Below are 23,654 nucleotides of genomic sequence, written 5' to 3' on the forward strand. Positions count from 1 at the left end.
ATCAGGCGGCTTTCTTCGCGCTCAGGCATTCTTTCATGAAGGCCTTGCGCTCATCGCCCTTTTTCCCTGCCGCGTCTGCGTTGCAGGTCTTCATCTTGTCCTGCTGCGTCGCCGGCGCGGCGGGTTTCGCACTCAGGCATTCCTTCATGAATGCCTTGCGTTCGTCACCTTTCTTTCCATCGGCTTCCTTATTGCAGGTCGTCATCTTGGATTGCTGGGAGTTCTTTGCCGGCGCCGGGTCCGCGGCAAAAGCGGCGGAACAAGACAGGGCCAGGGCGGCAATGATCAGTTTTTTCATGAGGGGTTCCTTCTAACAGTTGAGTTGGTCTTGCGGTAGTAACTATACATAGATTTTTTGTCGATGTGACCTATTCTCAAAGGACGCCGATGAGTTCAAACGGTCGTTTCTACTGGGGAGTGAACATGGACAAGAACTTGAAAGGGGCAAGCTTTGCCGGGCTGGCGCTGCTGTTGCTGTCGGCCTGCGCGGGCACGGAGCCAAAACTGGGCGGTGCGCCAACCATGGCAACCGGCTCCGCAGGCGGCGCTACAGCGTCGAATGCCAACACCCAGTTGGAAAAATGTGACAAGCCGCTCGGCACGCTCGGCGTGGTGGAAGATACGGCTGCGCCGTGGTACCACCACCTGTCGCAATACAAGCTCGGCTCGACCGTGCCCGTGCTGCGCATGATGATCCAGCAATCGAATTGCTTCGTCGTGGTCGAGCGCGGCGCGGCAATGGGCAAGCTGATGCAGGAACGGGCGCTGGCTTCGTCCGGCGAAATGCGGGCCGGCAGCAACTACGGCAAGGGCCAGATGGTGGCAGCCGACTACACCATGAGCCCGAGCATTACCTTCAGCCAGAAAGGCACGCAGGGTGTCGGCGGCGCGCTGGGCGGCCTGGGACTGCTGGGTAGCGTGGCGGGTGTTGTCGCTGGCGGGCTGAAGGCGAACGAGGCCTCGACCACCTTGCTGATGGTGGACAACCGTTCCGGCATCCAGCTGGCGGCGGCGGAGGGCAGCGCCAAGAACTATGACTTCAACGTTGGCGGAGCACTGTTCGGCGGCGGCGGCTTCGGCGCGGCCGGTGGCTATTCCAACACGCCGGAGGGCAAGATCCTGATCGCTTCCTTCATGGACTCGTACAACCAGCTGGTGAAGGCGGTGCGCAACTACAAGGCGCAGGAGGTTGCCGGCGGCATGGGCACGGGCGGCGCACTCGGTGTGCAGGGTGGATCGACGCCGGCATCCAAAGAGCTCGAGAAGAAAGCCGGCAAGAAGAAAAACTAAGTTCCATTGCGGGCCAGGCGAACTATAGTGTAAGTAGCTCTTCGGAAGGGAGGTCGCCATGACCCGCAAATATATCGACTGCCGCGAATTCCCCAGCGATGCGCAATGCAGCGTCGCGATATCGGCAGACAACGAAGACGAGCTGCTGGAAGTGGCCGTCCAGCACGCCGTCTCGGTCCACAAGCATGCGGATAGTCCTGAACTGCGCAGCGCCATCCGCGGCATGATCCATGAAGGCATGCCGCCGGAACATGCGATGCCGCCCGGCGCCACGACAGGCGCCCCGGAAGGCGTCAGGCCGCACTAGGCGGCTTGCACCGAGGGCCGGGTTTCCAGGTAGCGCAGCAGGTCGCGCCCGAGCACGCGCAGGCGCGCTGTCTCTACTTGGCGTTTCTTGTAGGCGTCATGGCTGGCTGGGCCTTCCAGCGTGCGGCCATGGCTGGCCTTGTCCATCAACTGGATCTCGTACTCGAAGAAAAAGCCGACGTCGTAGTCGGGGCCGCCGCTTGCCGGGTCGTCCGGCGGCAGGTGGATCATCTTGCGGACCGTGACCTGGATGCTGTTGAAGCCGGCGCCGCTGTGCGGGTTGTCGGCCCGCGTTTGCGGCGACGAGATCGCCATCAGCTCCGCATCCATCTTCTCCAGTAATTCAGCCGGGTAGCCGTCGGCCGCTTCCAGCAGGCAGCGGTACTGGGTGAACACTTCCTTTGCCGCTTCCATGTCGAGCAGGGTGTTGCGGGTGCGCTGGGAGTCGACATTGGTGACCGATATCAGGTGGGCGCGCTGCAGCGTGCGCAGGGCGAGCAGGCATTCGAAGCGCGTGTTGAACACCAGCCGCACGCCGAGGTGGTCGAAGATGTCGGCTGCCAGGTAGGCGGCCTTTTGCAGCAGCTTCAGCAGGATACTGCCGCGGCTCTTGTTGTTCTTGCGGTCAAAGTGCAACAAGGGCAGGCAGGTTTCGCCATCGCTCAGGTAGAACTGGCCATCCTCTTCGCGGATCACTGCGTCCAGGCTCGCAAACACTTGCTGGCGAATGGTGTTGAAGTAGCGCAGCTTGAGGTTGTTGTCGATGTAGAAAATGCCGTGCATGACCTTCAGCACGGCACAAGACCACATGCGGCGCAACTCGACTTGCTCATTGCCGTGCAGGGAAGCGAATACCAGCAAGTCCAGCGGGTCTTCCGGCGCTCTCACTTCCAGCGGGACGAGGGCGGCCTGCACGGGGGCCAGGAAACTGGTGCAGATGAAATCCAGCGCTTCGGCGTGGGCACGGGCGATCACTGCGCGCGCATGCGGGTTGTCGATGTCGAAGCCGTATTCACGCACGAACTGGCGCGCGTCATGCTGGTTGCGCAGGGCCAGGCCACCGAGGTCGATGGCCGACACGCCGGAGGCGATGGCATTCAGGTAGGTCCAGTTCAGGGAAAACTTGCCCTGGCACTTGAGTGAGGGATGCATGGCGGCGTTCGTGAAATGGTGCAACCGTCCAGTCTTTAGGGAAAGTATCGCAGTCGCCGGTGCAAGCCGCAAGCGTGGTGTTGTATCGAAATCGGCCCTGTGGCCTGGCGGGTTGCGCACGATTGAAAAATCGCATTTACAACGGTGTTATTATTTTAATAATATAGTGTCGCCCGAAAATTATTCTCCTGAAATAACTGTGATTTCATCCATTCCCAGTCTGCGATTTGATAACCGTACCGAGTTCGACGCGCTGCATTTCGATACCATCGACCAGAACGGCGTTACGTTTCACGTGATCGTCGCCAAAACAGGATACCGCATGGCGCCGGGTGAAACCGCTGGCATGGCCAGGCTCATTCCAACCGATGAGCCGCTGCCGCTGTACGACAAGGACCAACACTATGATGACGATCTGGAAAAGAGCGTACGGGTAGAAAGCGACCTGGCGCCGTATAAACCGCTCTGCGATGTCGTGGTTATCGGCGAAGCCCATCCACCAGCCAACGTTAAGGTGCCGCATTTCCATGTCGGGCTGCGGCTGAATCATCCTGATGCGCCGGCGCCGACCCCCGAGCGGCCGCGCCCACTCAATCCCATGCAGGCTTTGTCGCCCGCTGTTTTCGAGGAATGGCAGCGGCAGTTGGAAATCGCGGAGCGAACACGCCTAGCCGGCAAGGTCCTGGTCGATAAGACCTTGAACGTGACGGGGAAGCGCTATCTGCGTCGCCGTGCCGCGCCTGTTCGATGGCTGGGGGGCTTGCTGCGTGCCGCGCCGTGGCGACTGACATCCGCAGAGCCGGCAACGGCTGTCCCGCTGCGCTACGAGTCGGCTTTTGGCGGCGAGTGCCGCGTGGAGCGCGCCAGTGGCCTGACGAAACGGATTCCAAAGAAGCACCGCCTGAAAGATGGGCAGGCCGCCAATTATCCAACGCCGCCTGGCGCCCCGGACGCGCACGACAGCAGCCAGCAAAACCCGGCAGGCTGTGGTTTCAGCAGGAAGTGGTACCTGGACGCGACCCGGACTTCCGAACTGCCAGCGCCCTGCATTGAGTATCCGGCGCGGCCGTTCAGTGCGGACTTGTTCTGGAAGGTAGCCCAAGGACAAACCGACCTGGAAACTGCCGGCATGGGATATGTGGGGCGTGGGTGGCTGCCCCGCCGCACGCTGGTCGGTACGGTCGAAGAAAAGTCCGACTGGCAGGAAAACGAGATACCGCTTCTGCCCAAGGATTTCGACTTCCGCTATTGGAATGGTGCCCCGGATGACCAGCAGTGTCCGCACCTGGTTGGCGGCGAGCAGTTCCGGCTGACCAACTTGTCGCATCCTTCATCGACCCTGGCGCAGCTTGACCAAGCGGGCAACCGTCACCTGGCCTTCGCCTTGCCGCAGCAGTCGCTGTTTGTCATGGGCGCAACGGAGGCGGGAGGGATTGCGGTCCTGCCGCTGGCGATCGACACTGTCGTGATCGATATGGAAGCCGAACGGCTTGAATTGGTGTGGCGGCTTGCCATTGTCGCCGACGGAGAATTCGAGGACGTTCGCCTGATGCACGCTACCGAACCCGAGCAGCTGGCACGCCTGAACGAATGGCCGTCCGCCCAGCCTGGACCCGCTCCCCTGGCCGCCTGATACACCACACAACCCGCAACAAGAATCGCCATGGCTCACGAAACAGTCACCAAATCGAAACGCTTCTACTGCGTAAGCCTCAGTCCGGACTTCTGCAAGACGCCAGTGGGAAGCAGCGTTGTCGTACTCCCTTACAACATCAAGGGGGAATTCAAGGACGCGGCCGACGCCTCAAGAAACGTCAAGACCCAGGGCGAACCGGTCCTGCTGCACAACAAGAGCTTCATCCCGAACATCACAGGTGATGAACGAGGCACCTTGGGTGGCATCAAGAGCCAGACCTACCTCAAGCGCGCGCAGCCAATGGAGTTCAGTTCGACCAAGGGATCGAATGGCGCGCAGACGATACAGGAATCGCGCCTGATCTACATGAACGACAAGAATACGATCGGACGTATTCACGAACGCCAGGTGCAAGCGCCGCGTCCGCGGCTGACAATTCTGGGTGTCGAACTGCCGACGTTGAAAGAGGCTGCACAGGAATACAAGGATAAGTACTCCGAACCGATGCACCAGTTCGGCGGCAAGGCAATGGATGTCGGCGGCAAGATCGGCATGGGCGGCGCCGCGCTGGGCGGCGCTGGACTTGCGGTCGGCGCCACCGGCGTCGGCTTGCCGGCAGCGGCTGTGATGGAGACTGGCGCTGCAGCCGGTGCTACTGTTGGCGGCGGCGTGGCTGCTACGGGGCTTGCCGTTGATTCGACGGCTACTGCACTTGATAATGCCGCCAACTTCGTCCTCACCGGAAAGGCGCCTGACGTGATGGGCATGGCCGGCGATATGGCATGGAACGCTGCGGAAAACCTCGCTCTGAAAAAGCTGCCCTTCGTCGGCGGTTGGATCAAGAAACTGACAGCCAAGAAGAATGCCGTACCAGGCAAGACCCCGACACCGCCCAAGAAAGCGCCGCCAGAACCCAAGAAAGCGGATGGTGGCAAAGGCGACAAGGAAGGGCATGATGGTGGGAAGACCAAGAAGCCCAAGGGAGAAAAAGCGGACAAACCGTCCGACTGCTGCCCCAAAAATGGCGCGCCGGGCGGCAAACCCGTGAAAAGCAAACGCCCTGTGCACTTTGGCACTGGGGAAGAAATCCTGCAACAAACGGACTTTGTATTGGAAGGACCGACACCCCTGGAGTGGGTCCGGACGTATCGATCCGGTTCCGAAACGGAAGACTGGGGCGTATTGGGCGCGCGTTGGGCGACGCCTTTCACGAGCTCAATCTCAGTTTGCGCCCAAGGCATTGTCTATCATGACGACAGCGGGCGTGCACTGCGCTTGCCCATGCTCGCCATCGGCCAGGAGCACGATAGCAGAGCCGAAGGTTTTACCTTGCGCCGCGACAGCGAAAATCAGATCACGCTGGTTTGGCGCGATGGGGCGAACGATACCTACCTCTCAGGACCGGATGGCTGGCTGCCGCATGGTTACGAAGGCGTCAACGCAATGCTGGCGCCACGTGCCCCGGTGCGTGCCCAACGGTACTATCTGGGCCGGCACGCTGGTCGTGACGGGAACGGCATCCAGATCGAGCGCATCCATGAGGCCAAACCAGGAGAAGCGCTGCTGCGTATTCGCACTGACGACGGACTGATGCTCGAAGCGCTGCGTGACGGCTATCTGCCAGAAGAGGTGGCTGACGATGCGCCAGTAGCAATGCCACGTATTGGCCGCGTTGAACGAGTCGATGTCGATGGCAGCCGCCAGTGCCTCGTTCGCTACAGGTACGAAGCCAGCCTTATTGACGCCAGCGATCCTCTCACCACATTCCCACTGCGCTGTGATCTGGTAGAGCAAACTGACCTGGTCGGCCAATCGCGTACCTACAGTTATCAACATCACCTGCTTAGGCTATACACCACTTACACAGGGTTCGCGCACGGGCTGGAATGGGTCAGCCTGGCCTTTCTGCGTGAACGCTGGGCTGGCTCCCTACTCGGAGCCCCACAACTCGCTGAACGCCATCCGATCAACTTCAACAACAGCTATCAGGCGCGCGCCATACGCACCAACACGTCCGACGGAAATGGCGAAGTACAGATCGACTATGTTGATGCCGACACTACCCGCGTCACTGAAGCTGACGGCGGTGTACTGGAATACAGTTTCAACGCCAACTGGCTTGCGACATGCGTGCTCCGCATTGGACCTGACGGCAATGCACGCGTACTGGGACGGCGGGAATGGGACCGTGACGGCATGCTGCTGGCCGAAATCGATGCCGAACACAATGCCACGCGATACGAGTACGACCTTGCTGGCAACCTGACGTCGATCACCGATGCCCAAGGCAATACGACCCATATCGAATATGATGGTCACAACCAGCCCATCGCCGTCACCGATGCGCTGGGCCATACCACTCGTAGCCGTTATGACGAGGCTGGGCGCATCGTCGAACGCATCGATGCATTGGGTCACAGCACCGGCTATGCCTACGATGCACACGGTCGCATGTCGCTGCTGACAGATGCACGCGGCGGCACCAAGCGCCTTGTATATGACCAGGGCGGTCGGCTGGCTGCGTACACCGATTGTTCCGGCTTTACCACGCGCTACAACTATGATCGGAATAGCCGCTTGGCCGAGCATATCGACGCTGTCGGCAATACCAGCCATTACGTCTACAATGCCCACGGCCAGCTCGCAGCCGCAACGCGCCCCGATCAAACGACAGAGCAATTTGAATACGACGCCGAAGGGCAACTGCTTGCCTATACGGACGGCAAAGGCCAGGTCACGCGCTATCGCTACAATGGGCATGGCCAGCCAATCGAACGCATCGACGCAAAAGGTCAGGCACTAAGCTATGTCTACGACAAGGCGCTCCGCTTGATCGAACTAATCAATGGTAATGGCGAGTCATATCGCTTTGCTTATGACGCCGAAAGCCGGCTGGTCAGCGAAACCGGATTCGATGGCAAGACCACGACCTACACGTACAACCAGGCGGGCCAGCTGATTGGTACTGCCTGCAATGGCGTGCAGACTGATTTTGCCCGCGACGCGCTGGGCCAATTGCTGGCGAAAAGCAGCCCCGATGGCGCGGTGCGCTACGCCTACGATGCGCTCGGCCGTTTGATTGCGGTGACGTCGCCGCAGGCCGAGAATCGCTTTGAGTATGATGCGTTAGGCCAATTGGTTGATGAACGTGTCGCTTATGCGTTGGCCGCCCCACGCCTACCTGACACCCCAAGAGAGTATGTGGCGGCCTTTACGATGACCCATGCCTACGATGAGCTGGGCAATCGTATTCAGACTATCCTGCCCAACGGCCGCCGTATCGACACGCTGCGCTACGGTTCTCGCCATTGGCATGGCACGTTATGGCAAGGTAAATCACTGGTCGATTTGGAGCGCGACCAGCTGCATCGAGAAACTGCGCGTCAGCTTGGGGGCGAACGGGAACGCCTGACGGAGAGCCGAAGCTACGACCCGCAATCGCGCCTGCGCACCTTCACGTTGAGTAAAGGAGCTGAGCGCCTGCATGAGCGACGTTACGAATACGACGCTGCGAGCAATCTGACGCTAATCGACGACCTCTCAAGCGGCAGTACACGCTACACCTATGATCCGCTAGGCCAGCTGCTCTCAGCAACGCAACGCGACTTGAAGGAAACGTTTGCCTTCGATCCTGCCGGCAATTTACTGGATCCAGATGCGAGTGGGAATCCGGTTCAAATCGACACCCGCAAGGTCCTGCGTGAACTGGATGCGCAGCCAACCAATATAGCGGCCATTCCGCCAAAGCTGGCCAAAGTCACGCATAACCTGCTGCGACAATACATGGGGTATGTGTATGAATACGATGTGCAGGGGAACACCATCAGCAAGCGCTTGCGCGTGGCAGCAAGTGCCAACGACGAAGGCGTCCTTGAATTTTCCTACGATACAGAAAACAGACTGACGACTGCAACTCGTACTTTTGCCAATTCTCGGCAAATTGCACGCTACAGCTACGATGCATTTGGAAGGCGCATTGCCAAGCAGTTGACCTCGCAACACTGGGAAGCCGCACAACCCGTCCCGCAAGTCGACGTCGCCCTTACCGACTCAATAACAATCTTCGTTTGGGACGGGGACAGGTTAGTACAGGAAGTCAATGCTGATAGGACGGTAACGTATTTGTACGAGCCGGATAGCTTCGTGCCGCTGGCCAGTGTCGAGTCAGGCGAGGGGGCTGCCACCTACATGCCGAGCGGAACTCACCTGCGGCATATTAGGAACTGGGAATTACACGGCATCAAGGACGACTTGGACGAACACGTAAAAGCACGTCAATGTCACTTGGAGGCAGCCAGGGCGAGCTGTCAGCAAAATGATTGGGAGCGCCGACAGCACCTGGCCTGCAATGACGCTTCAAAGGATATTATCCTCTACTACCAGTGTGACCACCTTGGTACTCCGCTTCAATTGTTGGACGAGAATGGAAAGATCTATTGGTCGGCACGTTATCGTGTTTGGGGCGAGATACTTCAATACTATGCTACTGACGTCTTGCAGCCGCTGAGGTTTCAAGGGCAGTATTATGATCAGGAAACGGGACTGTACTACACACGGCACCGTTACTTTGATCCAGTTACGGGGCGATTTGTTTCTCAAGATCCTATTGGATTATTGGGCGGCGAAAATCAATATCAATACGGGCCGAATCCTACCGGATGGATAGATCCATTAGGGCTGCAAAGGAAAAATAAGAAGTCCGCGCCGGAAAGGAAAGAAGGTAATCCCAATAGCGCAGAGACGAGCCCCTGCAAGAATTTCGTACGGGTCAGACATTACACTGGGGTTAGTAGAGCAAAAGCCATTATAACTAACGGTGTTATTCAGCCAGGGGAACACAACCGCGTATATCTTGAACTTGCATCAAGTAAGCCGTTGAGCGCGCAAAAAGTTGCCGATAAATATAGAATTCCTATTGAGCGAGGCAAGGCTTATGTTGAAACAGATGTTTGTGAAGATAAAATTGAGTGGAAGGCAAACCCTTTATATGGATCCAAAGAGGCCACCGTAAAAGGTCCGATTACTCTTCGCAAGCCGACTATTACTATTCAAAATTAGGTGATTACATGGAAAATTTGGTAGAAATACATAAGGATGTCATATTAAATTCTTTGGTTAACTTGAATTGGATTGACGTAAACCTATTTCGGCTCGGAACGAGTATGGGAGAAAAGAATTTGACAAAACAGGAAATTTCAGAGTTGCTATTTGATTTCTTTGTCAAGAATGATGTGGGCAATAAGCTTGCGAGTATAAAGCACTTGTTGCGAAGTGAAGTCGAGCAGTATCTGATCTATGACGATTCTGGAATTAGCGACCTCGATCGAATGTACGAGAAGAATCTTATTGAGTTTCCGCCGATGATGGAATAATAAATGTAAGCCTCGCCGTGTTAAAAGGTGGCGGCACGTTATCCGCGTTCGCCGACTCATACGCTCTGAGATTGTCCAATTCTGGGGATATTATTTGATCAGGCGGTCTTTTGTGTGACAATTTCCTGCTCGAGGAGCTGCTTGAACTGGTAAAGCAAATCAAGCCTCGCCTGGAAGGCCAAAACTCCATCTCCAAGAATCTGGCCGAGATATTCCTGGATATGTGGGGCGCGATGACTAGTTGCGGGGAGATGTACGACAGCGACGCACAGAGGGGGATCTATGGGGCGGTCGATCACTTGGCCCCGTACGCCAGAGATATCTGCACTAGCTGATGAGCATTTAAACGCTAAGGCCGCTGACGCGGCCCCCGCCGCCAGTTGATTAGCCGGAAACTTAATTCCAACGATGGACGGGGTCCCGACGAAAAAATGAGCATCAAAAGGCTCAGGTCCGCCACGTACCCACCTTGGGACTACATTGTTTATCCTTGCCTCACGCCAGATCGGCCAAAATTCAAGATCCCATTAGTAAAAAAGTAATGTAAAATTTTCTCGGTAGTAACTCTAATAACGATTCAATACCCCTTTAGGAGCAACCGTGAGTAATCCATATTCGATGCCGCAAGCGCCGCTGGTCGAACGCCTCAACAGCGACGAGACCTACATGCCGAAGTTCTTTTCCCTCAGTGGCCGCATTGGCCGTGTGCGTTACCTTGCATACGGTTTCGGTGCCGGCCTGTTGATGATGCCGATTGTGTTCCTGTTGGCGGGGCTGGGAGCACTGACTGGTTCCAGCGCCAATGGTGCCGGAGCGGCGGGCGCAATTGGCGGCCTGCTGGGCTACGCCCTGTACCTGGTCGCCATCCTGAGCCAGGTGCGCCGCCGCCTGCATGACCTGGGCAAGTCCGGCTGGATGGGCCTGCTGATGATTGTCCCGCTGGTCAATATCATCTTTGGCCTGTGGCTGTTGTTCGGCTCGGGCGATGAGGGCGCAAACGAATACGGCCCTGCGCCAGCACCGAACACGACTGGCGTGATCATCCTGGCGTGGATTCTGCCGATCATCATGATCGTCGGTATGATGGCTGCGATTGCGATTCCTGCTTACAGCGATTACTCCGCCAAGGCGCGCGCCGCGCAGATGCAAGACAGCCAGTAATGCATGCATAACCCTTACGCCGCGCCCCAGGCAGGGCTGGAGCTGCCGTTTGCCCCTGTCGGCGAGGCGCGGCTGTTTTCCTGGAATAGCCGCATCGGGCGCTGGCGTTTTGTGGCGTACTGCATGCTGGGCGCTCCTGTTGCGCTCTTGTACGCCCTCGCCTTAGGCACGGCCTTCGGCACAGCGTGGGTGCAACAATACATTCCCCTGCAATCCGGGCTCCACGATGCCTTGAGTTTTTCAGTCCCACTGGTTTTCCTGCTGGCGATCGTGCTGGCGACCCGTCGGCGGCTGCACGATTTCGATGTCAGCAGCTGGTGGGCGCTGTTGCTGTTGTTCCCCTTCTTGCAGATCATCTTCCTGATCTACCTGCTCATCGCACCCGGTACACCGGAGGCCAACCGTTTCGGCGCGGTGCCGGCGCCGGCCGATCTGGGCGTGAAGCTTGGCGTGGCGCTCGGTTGCGCCTTGTCGCTGGCCTTTACAGCGCTCCGCTTTCTTTGATATCGAGGTAGCGGTTCAGCAGGGCGCCGGCCAGTTGCTCCGGCGCGACGTCGACCAGGTGGCCTGAGCGCAGGCCGAGGCGGCGGATCGCTTCCTGGCGCTGCTGCAGGTAATGCTCGCTGGCCGCCAGCCGCAGGGCGTCGTCGAAATCCTGCACCGGCGCCACGCTGGCGGCGTCCAGCGCGCGCTCGCGCAGGCTGGCGCACAGCACCAGGTGGCGCGAGGACAGCAGGTCGACCGCCTGGCGCAGCGCCACGTCGTCTTCATCGCGCACATTGGTCACCAGCACCACGAAGGCGCGCCGGTTCAGGCGGTTCAGCAAGTCGTTGGCGGCGCGCAGGTAGTCGGGCGCGGCTTCGCCTGGCTGCAGGTCGTAGACCCCGGCCAGCATGCGGTCCAGGCCAATGCGGCCCTTGGCCGGCGCCAGCCAGCGATGGTCGACGCCAAAACTCATCAGCCCCACCGCGTCGCCCTGCTTGCCCGCCACGAAAGCCAGGGTCAGTACGGCATACAGTGCGTGGTCGAAATGGCTGGTGTCGTCGTCGCGCGCCAGCATGCGGCGGCCGGTATCGAGCAGGAACACCACCTGCTGGTCGCGTTCGAGCTGGTATTCGCGGCTGATCGGCTTGCGGTGGCGCGCGGTGGCTTTCCAGTCGATCGAGCGCAGGCTGTCGCCGCGCCGGTATTCGCGCAGCTGGCGGAAATCGGTGCCTTCGCCGCGCTGGCGCTTGACCAGCGAGCCGGCGGTCGGCGCCTGGCGGTCGGTGGCGCGCAGCGCCTGGCCCAGCAGGCGCGCCACGTCGGGAAACACCTTGGTGGTTTGTTGCGGCCCGATGCGGTGCGTGGCCTGCCACAGGCCGAGCGGCCCGGCCACGCGCAGCCATGGCGTGCCGAATTCGCCGTCGCCGCGGTCCAGCGGGCGCACGCGGTAGGTGAGGGTGGACAACGCGCCGGGCGCCAGGCGTGTCGCATGCGGCATGCCTTCCAGTTCCCAGGCTGCGGGGTAATCGTCGAACACGTCAAGCTGCAGCGCGGCCTTGCCTTCGTTGTGCAGGGTCAGGCGCACATCGTGCCAGGCGCCGACCGGCAAGACGCCTGCCATGCTGCGTTCCGCGCGCAGGGCAGGGCGGCGCCGCGCCAGCAAGGCGTCGGCGCCGGCGGCCAGCAGCAGGGCGCCGCCCAGCACTTGCCATGGCGCCTGCAACAGCGGCCAGACGCTGGCCGGCACGCCGAGCGCGGTCAGGCCCATCAGGGCCAGGAACATGCGGCGGGTTGGCTTCATCAGTTGCGCGGGGCGGCGACGGAATCGATCAGCGCAGCCAGCACGTCGTCGGCGCCCAGGCCATCGAGCTCGCTTTCCGGCGACAGCGCGATGCGGTGGCGCAGAACTGGCAGGCTGGCCTGCTTGATGTCGTCAGGGGTGGCGTAATCGCGACCCGCCATCAGGGCCATGGCGCGCGCCAGGCGGACCAGGGCAATGCTGCCGCGCGGGCCGGCGCCGACCGCCACGCCCGGCCACTGGCGCGTTGCGCGCACCATGCGCACAGCGTAGTTGGCGACTGCCTCGTCGACGCGGATGCGGGCCACCAGCTGCTGCAGTGCGACCAGGATCTCCGGCTTGATCAGGGTGCGCACCTGCGCCACTTCGAGCGCGTCGCCGACGCGGTCCTGGGTCACCGCCAGCAGCATCGCGGTTTCTTCCTGCTCGCCTGGATAGGCGATGCGCGCCTTGATCAGGAAGCGGTCAAGCTGGGCTTCCGGCAGCGGGTAGGTGCCTTCGCTTTCCAGCGGGTTCTGGGTGGCCAGTACCATGAAGGGCGCGTCCAGCGTGTGCGCTTCGCCTTCGATGGTGACCTGCCGTTCCTGCATGGCTTCCAGCAGGGCGGACTGGGTTTTGGCTGGCGCGCGGTTGATTTCGTCGGCCAGCAGCAGGTGGGTGAAGACCGGCCCTTTGCGGATGCTGAAGGTCTGCTGGCGCTGGTCGAAGACGGCATGGCCCATCACATCTGCCGGCATCAGGTCGGGCGTGAACTGGATGCGCGAGAATTCGCCGGCAAAGGTCTTGGCCAAGGCCTTGACCAGCAAGGTCTTGCCCAGGCCCGGCACGCCTTCCAGCAGCACGTGGCCGCCGGCCAGGCAGCAGGCCAGCACCTGTTCGACCACCGTGTGCTGGCCGACGATGGCGCGGCCGATTTCCTCGCGCAGGCGTTGCACGATGTCGATCGCCTGTGCCAGGCGGTCGGCCGGAATGGCGTTGTTGGTGGAGGCGGACATGCTATCGCTCATGATGGGCTCGCAATTGTTGGAGTATTGAAATTTGTCGTGTGAAGTCGGCAGCGCGGCTGGCCGGGGCGCCAAGCAGGGCATCGCTCACTTGCGCTTCCGGCAGCTTGGCCAGGCGCGCAAGGCGGCGCGCGCGTTCGGCAGGCCCCAGGGCATGCAGTTCCGGCAGGCGCCGCAACACGTGCTTCTCGGTACTCTTGCGCACGGCCTGCAGCAGCAGGGCGCGCCCTTGCGGCAGGCGCCACAGCCAGCGGCCGCTGGCTTCAATATGTTCGATCAGGGCGCGGCGCGCGCCGGCCGCTTCCGGCAGCATGGGGCCGAAGCGGCGCGAGGCGCTCCAGACCCACAGCAGCAGCAGGGCGGCCAGGCCCAGCACGACCAGGCGGGCGTGCTGCCACAGCCAGGCCGCCCAGCCCACCGGCTCGTTGTGCTGCACCAGCATTACCGCCGCATGGGGACCGCTCTGCCCGGCCAGCAAAAGCAGCAGCTCGCCGTGGTCGAACTGGCGCAGCGCGTCGTTGTCGAAATAGCTGTCGGCGGCATCGACCGCCACCATGGCGACCTTGCCGCGACCTTCGCCGTACACCAGTACGGCCAGCTCGTAGGTGTCGCCCCACAGCGGTTTCGGGCCCTTGCCTTCGATGCGTTGCAGGGTATCGGAAGGGCGCGCCAGCTCGATGGTGTTGGCGGCGCCCGGCGCGTTGAGGCACACCAGGCGCGGCGGGCCGGCGGGCTCTTTCGCTGCCGCCGTTTCTTCTTCGCCTGTCTCGCTTTCCTCGTCTTCCTCGTCCTCGGCGCCTTGTTGCCCGGCCTTGGCGGCCGCACGCCTCTCGCGGCGGCTGGCCTCCAGCGGATCGATGCGGCAAGTGTCGTCCATGCGGGTGCGGCCCGACATTGCCACGCCAAAGTGCTTGCCCAAAGGGTCGGTCGACTGATCGGGGGCGCCATCCGGGCCGGCCTCGCCGGCGTCGGTGTCGTCGACCCAGTCCGGGGTCATGATCAGGGTGTTGCCGCGGCGGACCCAGTCCAGCAGCAGCCTAGCCTGGCGTTCGTCCGGCGGGCGTGCATAGCGCGACAGCAGCATGACGCCGTCCGGCAACTGGTTCAGCAGCTGGTAGCTGAGCACGGGCTCCACCCGCACCTTGTGGCCGCGCGCTTCCAGCAGCCGCGTGGCCGCCAGCATCGGGTTCTTTGCCTGCGCTTCGGAGATGTGGTGCTGGCCGCGCCACACTTTGTGGAAGTACAGGTGCCATAACTCGTAGCCAGCGCCGGCCAGCAGTACGGCAACGATGGCAATGATGATCGAATAGCTCCGCTTCATGCTGCCTCGCGGTCGAAGTGTGCTTGCCAGCGGGAGCACAGCGCCGTCACCGTTTCAGCGGCTGGCCAGCGCGCGCCATAGGCCGCGTTCAGCCATAGCGCAGTGGCCTGGTCGGCCAGTGCCAGGCTGGCGCTATCGAGCGTGCCGGCGGCGTTGGCGCTGCGCGCCTGCGCCAGGCATTCGCCTTCCGTCGCGCCGTGGTGCAGTTTGAGTGACTGGCGGCTGACCAGGCGCGACAGCGTGGCGCGGTACAGCAGCGCCAGCGCGGCACGCTGCTGGCCTTGCTGCCACAAGGCGCGCACGGCGCCGGCCACATCGGCCGGCAGGCTCTCTTCTCGGATATCGAGGCCGCCCACCTCCGTGGCCAGCCTGGGCTCGGGCGCTGCCGCAAGGCTGAAGCGCAGCGGCGCGGCATAGCGCCACAGAAGCCAGGACACCAGGGCAATCGCACCGGCGATCAGGGCAAACTTGAACACGCCGGCCAGGATGGCGGCCAGCCAGCGCGGCACCAGCGGCGGGGCCTTCGGCTTTATCTGTTCCTTTTCCGGCGGAACGCGCAGCTCCCATTGTTCGCCGCAGCGATAGCCGCGCAAGTCTTCGTGCGCGAAAACCTCGTCGAGCTGGCGCCGCACTGCGGCTTGTTGCGGCGACCGGTCGGGCCCGCGGCCGCTGTCCTGTTTCCTGAGGCCGTCGGGCGGCTCGCATGCTGGGACTACGGGCGGCGCGCTGGCGGCCGGCGCGGCTGCCTGCACCGGCGGCGGCATGCCGAGCAAGGCCATGGCCAGCAGCGGGGCTGCCATCAGCACGCTGGCGACGTGGCGCGCTGCGGCCGGCCGTGCCGGAGGACGCAGCTGGCGCAGCACGATTTCGATATCCCAGGCTTCCAGCGTGGCGCGGCGATTCAGGTACAGGGTAAACGTGCAGGCCGTGTAGACCGGGCCGATGATGGCACAGGCCAGGCACCATGCCGCCGTGCCCAGGGCTGCCTGCAGGGAGCCCTGGTCGGTCAAGCCGAACAGGGCGAAGGGATTGGGCGACTCGCCCGGCATGAAGAGGCCGATCAGGGCCAGCACGCCCATCATCAGCACGAATTCGAAGGTAGCGCAGGTGCTGCCGAACATCAGGGCGGCGCCGCCGGTGCCATTGCGGGCGATGGTGGCGCGGCGCGCGGTGGCGACCTTGCCGCGGGCGCGTTCCAGCACCCATACCGGCTGGTGCAGGCCGCGCCCGGCCATGAAGGGGCGCCACCAGGTCAGCATGCGGAACCAGCCGCCGCCCAGTTCGCGCGGCCAGGCGCGCAGGGCATCGCGCCAGCTGGCTTGTTGGCCGAAGACCTGGCGTGCCAGCACGTGCAGCGGCGCGCGTTCCAGCAGTGGACGCAGCCACCATGGCAGCAGCCAGCCCAGGGCCAGGTCAGGGTAGTACCAGCTGATCAGCACGGCCAGCGCTGACAGTGGCAGCCACAGGGCCAGCCAGGCGCGCCATACGTCGGCGCCGCCGGCATGCAGCAGGGCGAAACCAAGGTCCAGGCCTTGCGCATTGCTGCGCGGGCGCAAATCAAGGCGCAGCTTATCGAGTTGCATGCACGCCTTTCTCGCGGCCGGCGAAACCGAAGAACAGGAAAACCAGGGCCCAGCACACTGCGCCGACGCCGTATTTGACGGCCGGGGCAAAGGCGCTGGCCGACCAGAAGGCCTCGAAGAAGGCTGCCAGCACGGTGAGCAGGGCAGCGCCCGCCACCACCGGATACATCTGGACGCTGGCTTCCTGCAGGGCGCGGCGGCGGCTCAGGCGGCTCAGGCGGCCCGGCTTGACCAGCGCCATGCCAAGGCGCACGCCGGCCACGCCGGACAGCACCAGGCCTGTCAGTTCAAAGCTGGAGTGGGTCACCACGAAGGACCAGAAATTACTGCGGGTGGCCGGATCGAGGCTGAGCCAGGCAGCCACCACGCCCATTTTCATGCCGTTGAACAGGACGCTCAGCAAGGCGGGCACGCCGCCGAAGATGCCGCTGGCGAACGTACGGAAGCCGATCGAGACATTGTTCCAGATGTAGTGGCCGAACATCTGCAGATCGCCTTCGCTGCCGCCGCGGCCAGTTTTCATGCTGGAGGGGGCGTACATCTGGTGCATGCGCGTCAGTTCGTCCGGCGAGGCGAACATGAAGGCGTTGTGCGAGTCGTGCCATACCAGCGCGCCGATGGCGATGGCCGGCCCGAGCAGGCAAAACAGCACGAGCAGCAGCAGCTTCCATTCGGCGCGCACGCGACGCGGCAGGTCGGCGCGCAGCCATTGCAGCAGGACGGTCGGGCGTTCGGCCGCCACCCCGTACAGGGCGTGGTGGCAGCGCGCCACCAGTCCGTGCAGGTAGGACACCAGCTGCGGCGAGTAGCCGCGCTGGCCGGCCAGGGCCAGGCATTGGCACAGGCGGCGATATTGTTCGGGCAGGGCTTCGCGGCCTTCGGCGCGCTTGGCCAGCAGGGTATCGATCTCGCTCCACAGGGGACCGTAAGTTGCCTCAAACTGCGCTTGCTTCATCGGACCAATCCTGCGGCCATGCCGCGCAAGCGTTCCAGCGAAGCGTCGCCGTCGCGGCCGGTCAGCGGCTCAGCGATATCGGCCAGTTCCAGCATGCGCGCGTGCGGCAGCCGGCTTTCGCGGGCAAACAGGTCGGCCAGCGCGCGCTGCTGCTCCGGCGTCAGCGGAAAGGGCAGCGGCAGCGGTGCCGCATCGGGCACTGCAACGCGCTTGGGCGGCTTGTCGCGGTACACCACCTGGGTGCCTGCCACGATGTCGCCCAGGCGGCGGAAATGGCGGTCGCACAGCATGGCCAGCAGGCCGGCGGCATACAGCAGCGGCAGGAAGTCGGCCACCATCAGCAGGTTGCGCAGCACCGACTCGCGCCAGCGCACCGGCAGGCCATTGGCGCGCAGCACCTGCAGGCCGACGATGTGCTTGCCCAGCGTGCGGCCGCCGGCGTATACCTCGCACAACACCGGGTAGGCCCAGTAGGCAAGGAAGAACACGATCGCCGTCACGCCGTTTAACAGTTTTTCGGAAGGGATGACCGCGCCCAGAATCGAGATGAGGAAGCTGGCCCCCATGCCCCAGGCGACGAAGTCGATGGCCCATGCGTAGCCGCGTGCCACCGGACCGGCAGGAACAAGCAGCAAACGCACGCCTTCGGGGGTGGTCAGGGACAGGCGTCCGTCGAGAAGGGAATTCATGCCATTTATTTAACCATAAAATTTCCTCCTTGGAAATATTAATGGAAATGTTTTATGCCCGCCGCCTCTTCGATTTGCCGGTAATCGCGCGCCTGGCGCACGCTGCCGATGGCTTGCCAGATGGCCTCGACCCGTTGCGGATCGCGCTGGTAGACGCCGCGCCCCACCATCAGGTACAGGTTGACGGTGGAGTAGGGCAACTCGGCCTGCTGGACTTTGCCCCTGAAACGGGGATCTTCGTGCACCAGCTTGCTCGCTTCCCGTCCCTGCAGGATGGCCACGTCGAAGCTGCCTGTGGTCAGCATGCGCAGGGCGTCGGCAGCCGACTTCACGGTGTCGTGCGGAATATAGCCGCGTTCGCGCAACTGCTGACCCACCAGGTAGCCGGTCTGCACGATGACAACCTTGCCGGGCGCCAGCAATTCGTGGCCGTCCCAGCTTGCATTGCCGCCTACGCGCAAGAAGACCAGGGCAGCGTCTTCGAATAATGCCCGGCCAGGATCTTCGCGCCCGTCGGGTAATTGGGGAATGCGCGACCATGCGCGGCGGTCAATGGCATCCGCTGCACCGACTACTGCATCCACCTGGCCAAGTTTTAATTCATTTAGGCAACGCTTCCAAGGTTTCGGTGAATAAATAAATTGTTCATTCAGGAGTAATTCAACTCGCTTTAATAACTCAAAATTCAAGCCTTTTCCATCGGGCGTGCTCCATGGCCTTTGGTCGACATCTTCGTAGCAAAGGCGCAGCGGCGGGCCTTTCGCGGCATGGGCAGCCATGCCGGTCAGCAGCGCCAGCAGCACGCAGAGGCTTTTGTAGCTCATGCCATGAAGATTATCACGGCGTTTTTATGTTCCAGGCGACTTCATAAAAAAGATCCATACATGTTGTATTTGTGCATGTAAAACCGGAAATAATAGACGGATGAAAATGTTGCATATAAATTCTTCCCTAGTTTTTTTAAAATCTGTATGGAAGAGAGAAATACATGAATAAACATTTTCCGATTGCAGCATTAATGTTGTCCGCCAGCCCGTTTGTGCTGCTGGGCCAAGCCCACGCCCAGGATGCTGCCCCTATCCAGGCGCAGCAGGCTGCCGACAGCACCACCGACGAGGTCCAGAAAGTGGTCATTGTTTCGACCGGTAGCCGCGGCTCGCAGCGCACCATGGTGGATACCCCGGTACCGGTTGACGTGCTGAGCTCGCGCGAGCTGACCAAGACTGGCCAGGTCTCGCTCGACAAGTCGATGCAGTTCCGCGTCCCTTCCTTCAACACCGTACAGACCCCGGTCAATGACGCGACCTCGCTGCTGGACCCTTACGAAATCCGTAACATGGGCCCGAGCCGCGTGCTGATCCTGATCAACGGCAAGCGCAAGAATATGAGCTCGCTGGTCTACACCCAGACCTCGCCAGGGCGGGGCGAATCCGGCTCCGACATTTCCGCCATCCCTGCCGATGCGATCAAGCGCATCGAAGTGCTGCGCGATGGCGCCTCGGCGCAATACGGCTCCGACGCGATTGCCGGCGTGGTCAACATCATCCTGAAGGACAATGCCGAAGGCGGCTCCGTCACGGCGCGTGCCGGCATCACCCACGAACACGATGGCGGCATGGGCGGCCTGAGCGTCAACCAGGGCTTCGCGCTGGGCGGCGACCGCGGCTTCTTCAACTACACGATCGATGCGTCGCGCGTGAACCTGTCCAGCCGCTCCGGCGCGGTAAGCGCAGCCGGCGAATCGAGCGACTTCGGCGCGCCGCTGTCGGAAGTGCAGGCCTTCCTGTCGAAATATCCTGATGCGCGCAACATCAACGGCTCGCCGAAGACCAAGGCCTACAAGGGCCTGTTCAATACCCGCTACGATATCGGCGAAGGCGTCGCGATCTATGCCAACGCGGCGTATGTGAACAAGAAGATCAACTCCTTCGCGAACTACCGTACTCCTTACTGGCGCCCGACCGATTACGGCTTGTTGCATCCTGCAGGAACCCCGTACGAGGGCTATCAACCGACCTTCGACGGTACGCTGGACGACTACAATGCCACCGGCGGCGTGAAGATGGACCTGGCCGGCTGGAATGCAGACTTCAGCCTGACCTACGGCGGCAACAAGCAGAAGTACGACGTCGATCACTCCGTCAACCGCAGCATGGAGGACGCCGTCCTGGCCGGTACCAGCACCGAGCACTCACCGACCCACTTCTATGCTGGCGGCGTGGAGTTCCAGCACTATGTGTTCAACGGCGACATCTCCCGGCAGCTGACCGATACCGTCAACTTCTACGCCGGTACTGAACTGCGCCACGAGAAGTTCGAGGTGAAGGCGGGCGAGCGCGCATCGTGGCAGGGCAGCGGGGCGGACTCCTTCGCAGGCAACCATCCGGACAACTCTTTCCCGTCGTCGCGCTCCAACTATGGCGTGTATGCTGGCTCGACCTGGGATATCAACAAGGACCTGCTGGTTGATGGTACTGGCCGCTGGGAAAAATATACCGACTTTGGTTCCGCGTTCGTGTGGAAGCTGTCTACCCGCTACAAGGCAAACGATTGGGTGACGCTGCGCGCTTCGGCCTCGAAGGGCTTCCGTGCGCCGTCGCTGGCGCAGATCTACACGCAGAAGGCGCAATACTCCTTCGTGCCTGGCGGCGGCATCCAGGTGTCTGGCCTGGTGAACAACGTGTCGGCGCAAGCCGCTGCGCTGGGCGTGCCAAAGCTGAAGGCCGAGAAGTCCGACAACATCACGCTGGGCCTGGGTCTGAAACCGGATGAAAACACCAGTGCCACTCTGGACTACTACAACATCAAGGTGAAGGACCGCATCGTGCTGGGCAAGGAAATCGTGCCGACCGGCGATCCTGCCCAGCAGCTGGACCAGATCCTGGCGGCAAACGGCATCGTTTCCGTCAGCTTCTTCGTCAACGCAGTGAAGACCCGGACCGAGGGGCTGGATTACGTGCTGTCGCGCAAGAACATCCCGCTGGCAGACGGCAAGCTGACCCTGAACCTGTCCGGCAACTACACGCACAAGAACGAGCGTGACGGCGCGGTCAAGAATCCTACGATCGTGGCAAACGCCGGGCAGTCCGTTCTCGATGCGACCCAGGAAGCGCTGATGTTCACTTCGCGTCCGAAGTTCAAGACCATCCTCGGCGCCGACTGGGATTACAAGAAGCTGAACCTGTCGGTCAACAACACCGTGTTCGGCCCGACCCGTTTCCGCCAGGCTGGCCTGGACAGCAACCTGGAAACCAAGTTCAAAACCAAGAACGTCACCGACTTTGCCCTCAACTACAACCTGATGCCGAATGTGACCGTGTCGTTCAACGTCAACAACGTGTTCAACACCACGCCTGAGTGGGAGTTCAAGGCCCTGAACGCCGAAGGCCAGAAGATCATCAACGATCCGAACGCCAAAGCCATCCAGCGCAACCTGATCACGTTCAATGGCCGCTACGACATGGTGACCTACGACGGTTCGCATTTCAGCCAGCTTGGCCGCACCTATGCCGCATCGCTGAACTACCGCTTCTAAGCCGCTATCCGCTTGCTGCGAAAACCGCCCCCCTGGGGCGGTTTTTTTATTGTAAAGTGGATAATCACACGGTGAGGGGGAAACCATGCTTTCGATGCGGCGGGCAATCACAAGCGGCGCGCAGCACGTAAGGCCGGTTATTGACGATGCTGTGCTTGCCCGTTACGTCGAAATCGGGCTGGCGGTGCGCGAAGCGTTCCGCAAGAAGGAGCTGCGCGAAACCCTGATCGCGCGCCTGAAGCCGCATCGGCGCCTGATTGCAGGCTGCGTACCGGCGGGCATCCAGCAGCACGGCATGCTGCCGGAGCGAGCACCTTCGCGCGAGCTGGCCGAGGTCTCCGACGCGGACCTGGCGCAATGGCTGGCCGACGATGGCCGCCTGATTTACGGCGAATTCACGCAGCAGGAACTCGACAACTATTTCGAAGCAGTGGCGCCGTGGCTGCCACTGCGCGGCCACTTCATCGACCTTGGCAGCGGCCTTGGCAAGGTCGTCCTGAGTGCGGCGCTGGCCTTGCCGGGCATGCGCTGCACTGGCGTCGAGCTGCTGGGCTACCGCAATGACATGGCGCAGGTGCGGCTGGCGCAGATGCTGGCGGCCGGCGTGGCGGAAGATCCCGCGGCGGCGGCCAGGGTTGCGGCCCGCGTCCGGCTGCTGCACCAGGACATGTTTGAAGCCGATGTCTCGGACGCGAGCATGGTCTATATCTACAGCACCTGTTTCGCGCCAATGATGGACCGGCTCGCCGGCAAGCTGGCGCGGGAGTTGCCGGAAGGGGCCCTGGTAACGACGGTCACGTTTCCGATGCCGCACCCGGCCTTCGAACTGGTGAAGCAATTCGCGCCGCCCAGCGTGGCATGGACGACGGTGTTCCTGTATCGACGGCGCAGCGCGCTGGAAGCGGCGACGCCGGCGGCGGCCAACTTCCTGTACGAACAGGATAGCGCTGCATGGGAATATGCAGTGCGGGCCGCGTTTGCGGCTTACGATGCGGAGGATGGAGCCTGATATGGATATTCGTGCGATGACCCTGCCCGAGCTGGAAATGGTGCTCGATTGGGCCGCAGCCGAGGGATGGAATCCCGGACTGCAGGATGCAGGCAGTTTTTATGCCGCCGACCCGGGCGGCTTCCTGCTCGGTACGATCGATGGCGAGCCGGTAGCCAGCATCTTCGCAGTGCGCTACGGCGCCGGCTTTGGTTTTATCGGTGGCTATATCGTGCGTCCGGAGTTTCGTGGCAAAGGCCATGGCATGTCGCTTTGGCGCGCGGGCATGGCGCGGCTCGAAGGGCGCAACGTGGGACTGGACGGCGTGCCGGCCCAGCAGGCCAACTACGCGCGTTCCGGTTTCAGGCTGGCGCACCGCAATGTGCGCTATGAAGGCCGGGGCAGCGACGTTCCCGCTGCCGATCGCGTGCTGCCGCTGGGACCGCACGATGTGGGCGATGTGCTGGCGTATGATCGCGTTTTCTTTCCCGCCGACCGTGAGCAATTCATGCGCTGCTGGTTGCGGCAGGAGGGCAGCGTGGCGTTCGGCGTACGCGATACTGGCGGTGCGCTGCTTGGCTACGCCGTGCTGCGGCCGTGCCGTGCCGGCTTCAAGATCGGCCCGCTGTGCGCAGGCGCGCCGGAAGTGGCCGAGGAATTGATGCAGGCGCTGCGTGGCCGCGTGCCGGCCGGAGAACCGGTATTCCTTGACGTCCCGGAGCCGAATGCCGCAGCCGTGGCGCTGGCGGAGCGGCACGGCATGCATGCCTGCTTTGAAACGGCGCGCATGTACACTGGCGAAGACCCTGGATTGCCGCTGGCGCAGCAGTACGGCATAACAAGTTTTGAACTGGGATGAAAAAAGTGCTTGACCATGAC

Annotated in this window: 19 protein-coding genes; 10 read left to right on the forward strand and 9 right to left on the reverse strand. The window is 61.9% G+C overall.

The annotated features are described in order from the left end of the window. Nucleotide 1: 1 nt before the first annotated feature. Entirely contained in the window at nt 2-298 is a 297-nt protein-coding gene (locus ACN9MZ_RS05375) for a PsiF family protein (RefSeq protein ID WP_426341219.1), read from the reverse strand. Between the two features lie 125 nt (nt 299-423). On the opposite strand from ACN9MZ_RS05375, the gene ACN9MZ_RS05380 reads away from it, so the two are divergent. Together ACN9MZ_RS05380 and ACN9MZ_RS05385 are read left to right on the forward strand one after the other, a co-directional pair. Then, nucleotides 424-1,290 (forward strand): CsgG/HfaB family protein, encoded by an 867-nt coding sequence (locus tag ACN9MZ_RS05380; RefSeq protein WP_426341220.1) that lies wholly within the window; start codon nt 424-426, stop codon nt 1,288-1,290. Between the two features lie 58 nt (nt 1,291-1,348). Beyond that, the gene (locus ACN9MZ_RS05385; RefSeq protein ID WP_426168303.1) at nt 1,349-1,597 is read left to right on the forward strand and encodes a DUF1059 domain-containing protein; all 249 of its coding nucleotides are present in this window, start codon (nt 1,349-1,351) and stop codon (nt 1,595-1,597) included. Here ACN9MZ_RS05385 and ACN9MZ_RS05390 read toward each other — a convergent pair. After that, nucleotides 1,594-2,748, reverse strand: coding sequence for a TIGR04552 family protein (locus ACN9MZ_RS05390; RefSeq protein ID WP_426341221.1), 1,155 nt, complete (start codon nt 2,746-2,748; stop codon nt 1,594-1,596). The genes ACN9MZ_RS05385 and ACN9MZ_RS05390 overlap by 4 nt on opposite strands. Between ACN9MZ_RS05390 and ACN9MZ_RS05395 the strand changes: the two genes are divergently transcribed. From ACN9MZ_RS05395 to ACN9MZ_RS05415, 5 genes are all read left to right on the forward strand, one after another. Further along, nucleotides 2,747-4,381, forward strand: a complete 1,635-nt coding sequence (locus tag ACN9MZ_RS05395) for a DUF2169 family type VI secretion system accessory protein (RefSeq protein WP_426341222.1) — start codon at nt 2,747-2,749, stop codon at nt 4,379-4,381. The two genes, ACN9MZ_RS05390 and ACN9MZ_RS05395, sit on opposite strands and share 2 nt — an antisense overlap. 30 nt (nt 4,382-4,411) lie before the next feature. After that, nucleotides 4,412-9,442, forward strand: coding sequence for an RHS repeat-associated core domain-containing protein (locus ACN9MZ_RS05400; protein WP_426341223.1), 5,031 nt, complete (start codon nt 4,412-4,414; stop codon nt 9,440-9,442). Between the two features lie 8 nt (nt 9,443-9,450). Next, on the forward strand, nt 9,451-9,756 hold the full coding sequence (locus tag ACN9MZ_RS05405) for a hypothetical protein (RefSeq protein WP_426341224.1): 306 nt from the start codon (nt 9,451-9,453) through the stop codon (nt 9,754-9,756). 600 nt (nt 9,757-10,356) lie between these two features. Next, nucleotides 10,357-10,917, forward strand: coding sequence for a DUF805 domain-containing protein (locus ACN9MZ_RS05410; RefSeq protein ID WP_426336954.1), 561 nt, complete (start codon nt 10,357-10,359; stop codon nt 10,915-10,917). Nucleotides 10,918-10,920: 3 nt separating this feature from the next. Continuing rightward, nucleotides 10,921-11,421 (forward strand): DUF805 domain-containing protein, encoded by a 501-nt coding sequence (locus tag ACN9MZ_RS05415; protein ID WP_426341225.1) that lies wholly within the window; start codon nt 10,921-10,923, stop codon nt 11,419-11,421. Here ACN9MZ_RS05415 and ACN9MZ_RS05420 read toward each other — a convergent pair. Genes ACN9MZ_RS05420 through ACN9MZ_RS05450 form a run of 7 tightly spaced genes read right to left on the reverse strand, consistent with a single transcriptional unit; the run spans nt 11,399 to nt 18,836 of the window. Next, nucleotides 11,399-12,703: a DUF58 domain-containing protein gene (locus ACN9MZ_RS05420; protein WP_426341226.1), complete on the reverse strand. Its 1,305-nt coding sequence runs from the start codon at nt 12,701-12,703 to the stop codon at nt 11,399-11,401. The genes ACN9MZ_RS05415 and ACN9MZ_RS05420 overlap by 23 nt on opposite strands. Beyond that, nucleotides 12,703-13,707, reverse strand: a complete 1,005-nt coding sequence (locus ACN9MZ_RS05425) for an AAA family ATPase (RefSeq protein WP_426341227.1) — start codon at nt 13,705-13,707, stop codon at nt 12,703-12,705. Before ACN9MZ_RS05425 ends, ACN9MZ_RS05420 begins: the two co-directional genes overlap by 1 nt. Then, the gene (locus ACN9MZ_RS05430) at nt 13,697-15,025 is read right to left on the reverse strand and encodes a DUF4350 domain-containing protein (RefSeq protein ID WP_426341228.1); all 1,329 of its coding nucleotides are present in this window, start codon (nt 15,023-15,025) and stop codon (nt 13,697-13,699) included. The genes ACN9MZ_RS05425 and ACN9MZ_RS05430 overlap by 11 nt, the downstream gene beginning before the upstream one ends. Further along, a complete protein-coding gene (locus ACN9MZ_RS05435; protein WP_426341229.1) occupies nt 15,022-16,608 on the reverse strand; it encodes a hypothetical protein in 1,587 nt (528 codons plus the stop codon). Before ACN9MZ_RS05435 ends, ACN9MZ_RS05430 begins: the two co-directional genes overlap by 4 nt. Next, a complete protein-coding gene (locus ACN9MZ_RS05440; protein WP_426341230.1) occupies nt 16,595-17,563 on the reverse strand; it encodes a stage II sporulation protein M in 969 nt (322 codons plus the stop codon). The genes ACN9MZ_RS05435 and ACN9MZ_RS05440 overlap by 14 nt, the downstream gene beginning before the upstream one ends. Further along, complete coding sequence (locus ACN9MZ_RS05445) at nt 17,560-18,252, reverse strand: RDD family protein (RefSeq protein WP_426341231.1); 693 nt, start codon at nt 18,250-18,252, stop codon at nt 17,560-17,562. Before ACN9MZ_RS05445 ends, ACN9MZ_RS05440 begins: the two co-directional genes overlap by 4 nt. A gap of 38 nt (nt 18,253-18,290) precedes the next feature. Continuing rightward, complete coding sequence (locus tag ACN9MZ_RS05450) at nt 18,291-18,836, reverse strand: hypothetical protein (protein WP_426341232.1); 546 nt, start codon at nt 18,834-18,836, stop codon at nt 18,291-18,293. Between the two features lie 404 nt (nt 18,837-19,240). On the opposite strand from ACN9MZ_RS05450, the gene ACN9MZ_RS05455 reads away from it, so the two are divergent. From ACN9MZ_RS05455 to ACN9MZ_RS05465, 3 genes are all read left to right on the forward strand, one after another. Continuing rightward, nucleotides 19,241-21,787 (forward strand): TonB-dependent receptor plug domain-containing protein, encoded by a 2,547-nt coding sequence (locus ACN9MZ_RS05455; RefSeq protein WP_426341233.1) that lies wholly within the window; start codon nt 19,241-19,243, stop codon nt 21,785-21,787. A gap of 85 nt (nt 21,788-21,872) precedes the next feature. Beyond that, nucleotides 21,873-22,796: a histone methylation protein DOT1-like protein gene (locus ACN9MZ_RS05460; RefSeq protein WP_426341234.1), complete on the forward strand. Its 924-nt coding sequence runs from the start codon at nt 21,873-21,875 to the stop codon at nt 22,794-22,796. Between the two features lies 1 nt (nt 22,797). Then, nucleotides 22,798-23,634, forward strand: a complete 837-nt coding sequence (locus ACN9MZ_RS05465; protein ID WP_426341235.1) for a GNAT family N-acetyltransferase — start codon at nt 22,798-22,800, stop codon at nt 23,632-23,634. The last annotated feature ends 20 nt before the right edge of the window (nt 23,635-23,654 follow it).

Origin of the sequence: Pseudoduganella sp. S-14, assembly GCF_049913285.1 — a bacterium.
GTDB lineage: Bacteria > Pseudomonadota > Gammaproteobacteria > Burkholderiales > Burkholderiaceae_D > Rugamonas.

Excerpts from the sequence above, each read along its gene's own strand:
- ACN9MZ_RS05375 (WP_426341219.1), bottom strand. The coding sequence starts at position 298 with ATGAAAAAACTGATCATTGCCGCCCTGGCCCTGTCTTGTTCCGCCGCT.
- ACN9MZ_RS05380 (WP_426341220.1), top strand. The coding sequence starts at position 424 with ATGGACAAGAACTTGAAAGGGGCAAGCTTTGCCGGGCTGGCGCTGCTG.
- ACN9MZ_RS05385 (WP_426168303.1), top strand. The coding sequence starts at position 1,349 with ATGACCCGCAAATATATCGACTGCCGCGAATTCCCCAGCGATGCGCAA.
- ACN9MZ_RS05395 (WP_426341222.1), top strand. The coding sequence starts at position 2,747 with ATGGCGGCGTTCGTGAAATGGTGCAACCGTCCAGTCTTTAGGGAAAGT.
- ACN9MZ_RS05390 (WP_426341221.1), bottom strand. The coding sequence starts at position 2,748 with ATGCATCCCTCACTCAAGTGCCAGGGCAAGTTTTCCCTGAACTGGACC.
- ACN9MZ_RS05400 (WP_426341223.1), top strand. The coding sequence starts at position 4,412 with ATGGCTCACGAAACAGTCACCAAATCGAAACGCTTCTACTGCGTAAGC.
- ACN9MZ_RS05405 (WP_426341224.1), top strand. The coding sequence starts at position 9,451 with ATGGAAAATTTGGTAGAAATACATAAGGATGTCATATTAAATTCTTTG.
- ACN9MZ_RS05415 (WP_426341225.1), top strand. The coding sequence starts at position 10,921 with ATGCATAACCCTTACGCCGCGCCCCAGGCAGGGCTGGAGCTGCCGTTT.
- ACN9MZ_RS05420 (WP_426341226.1), bottom strand. The coding sequence starts at position 12,703 with ATGAAGCCAACCCGCCGCATGTTCCTGGCCCTGATGGGCCTGACCGCG.
- ACN9MZ_RS05425 (WP_426341227.1), bottom strand. The coding sequence starts at position 13,707 with ATGAGCGATAGCATGTCCGCCTCCACCAACAACGCCATTCCGGCCGAC.
- ACN9MZ_RS05430 (WP_426341228.1), bottom strand. The coding sequence starts at position 15,025 with ATGAAGCGGAGCTATTCGATCATCATTGCCATCGTTGCCGTACTGCTG.
- ACN9MZ_RS05435 (WP_426341229.1), bottom strand. The coding sequence starts at position 16,608 with ATGCAACTCGATAAGCTGCGCCTTGATTTGCGCCCGCGCAGCAATGCG.
- ACN9MZ_RS05440 (WP_426341230.1), bottom strand. The coding sequence starts at position 17,563 with ATGAAGCAAGCGCAGTTTGAGGCAACTTACGGTCCCCTGTGGAGCGAG.
- ACN9MZ_RS05445 (WP_426341231.1), bottom strand. The coding sequence starts at position 18,252 with ATGAATTCCCTTCTCGACGGACGCCTGTCCCTGACCACCCCCGAAGGC.
- ACN9MZ_RS05455 (WP_426341233.1), top strand. The coding sequence starts at position 19,241 with ATGAATAAACATTTTCCGATTGCAGCATTAATGTTGTCCGCCAGCCCG.
- ACN9MZ_RS05460 (WP_426341234.1), top strand. The coding sequence starts at position 21,873 with ATGCTTTCGATGCGGCGGGCAATCACAAGCGGCGCGCAGCACGTAAGG.
- ACN9MZ_RS05465 (WP_426341235.1), top strand. The coding sequence starts at position 22,798 with ATGGATATTCGTGCGATGACCCTGCCCGAGCTGGAAATGGTGCTCGAT.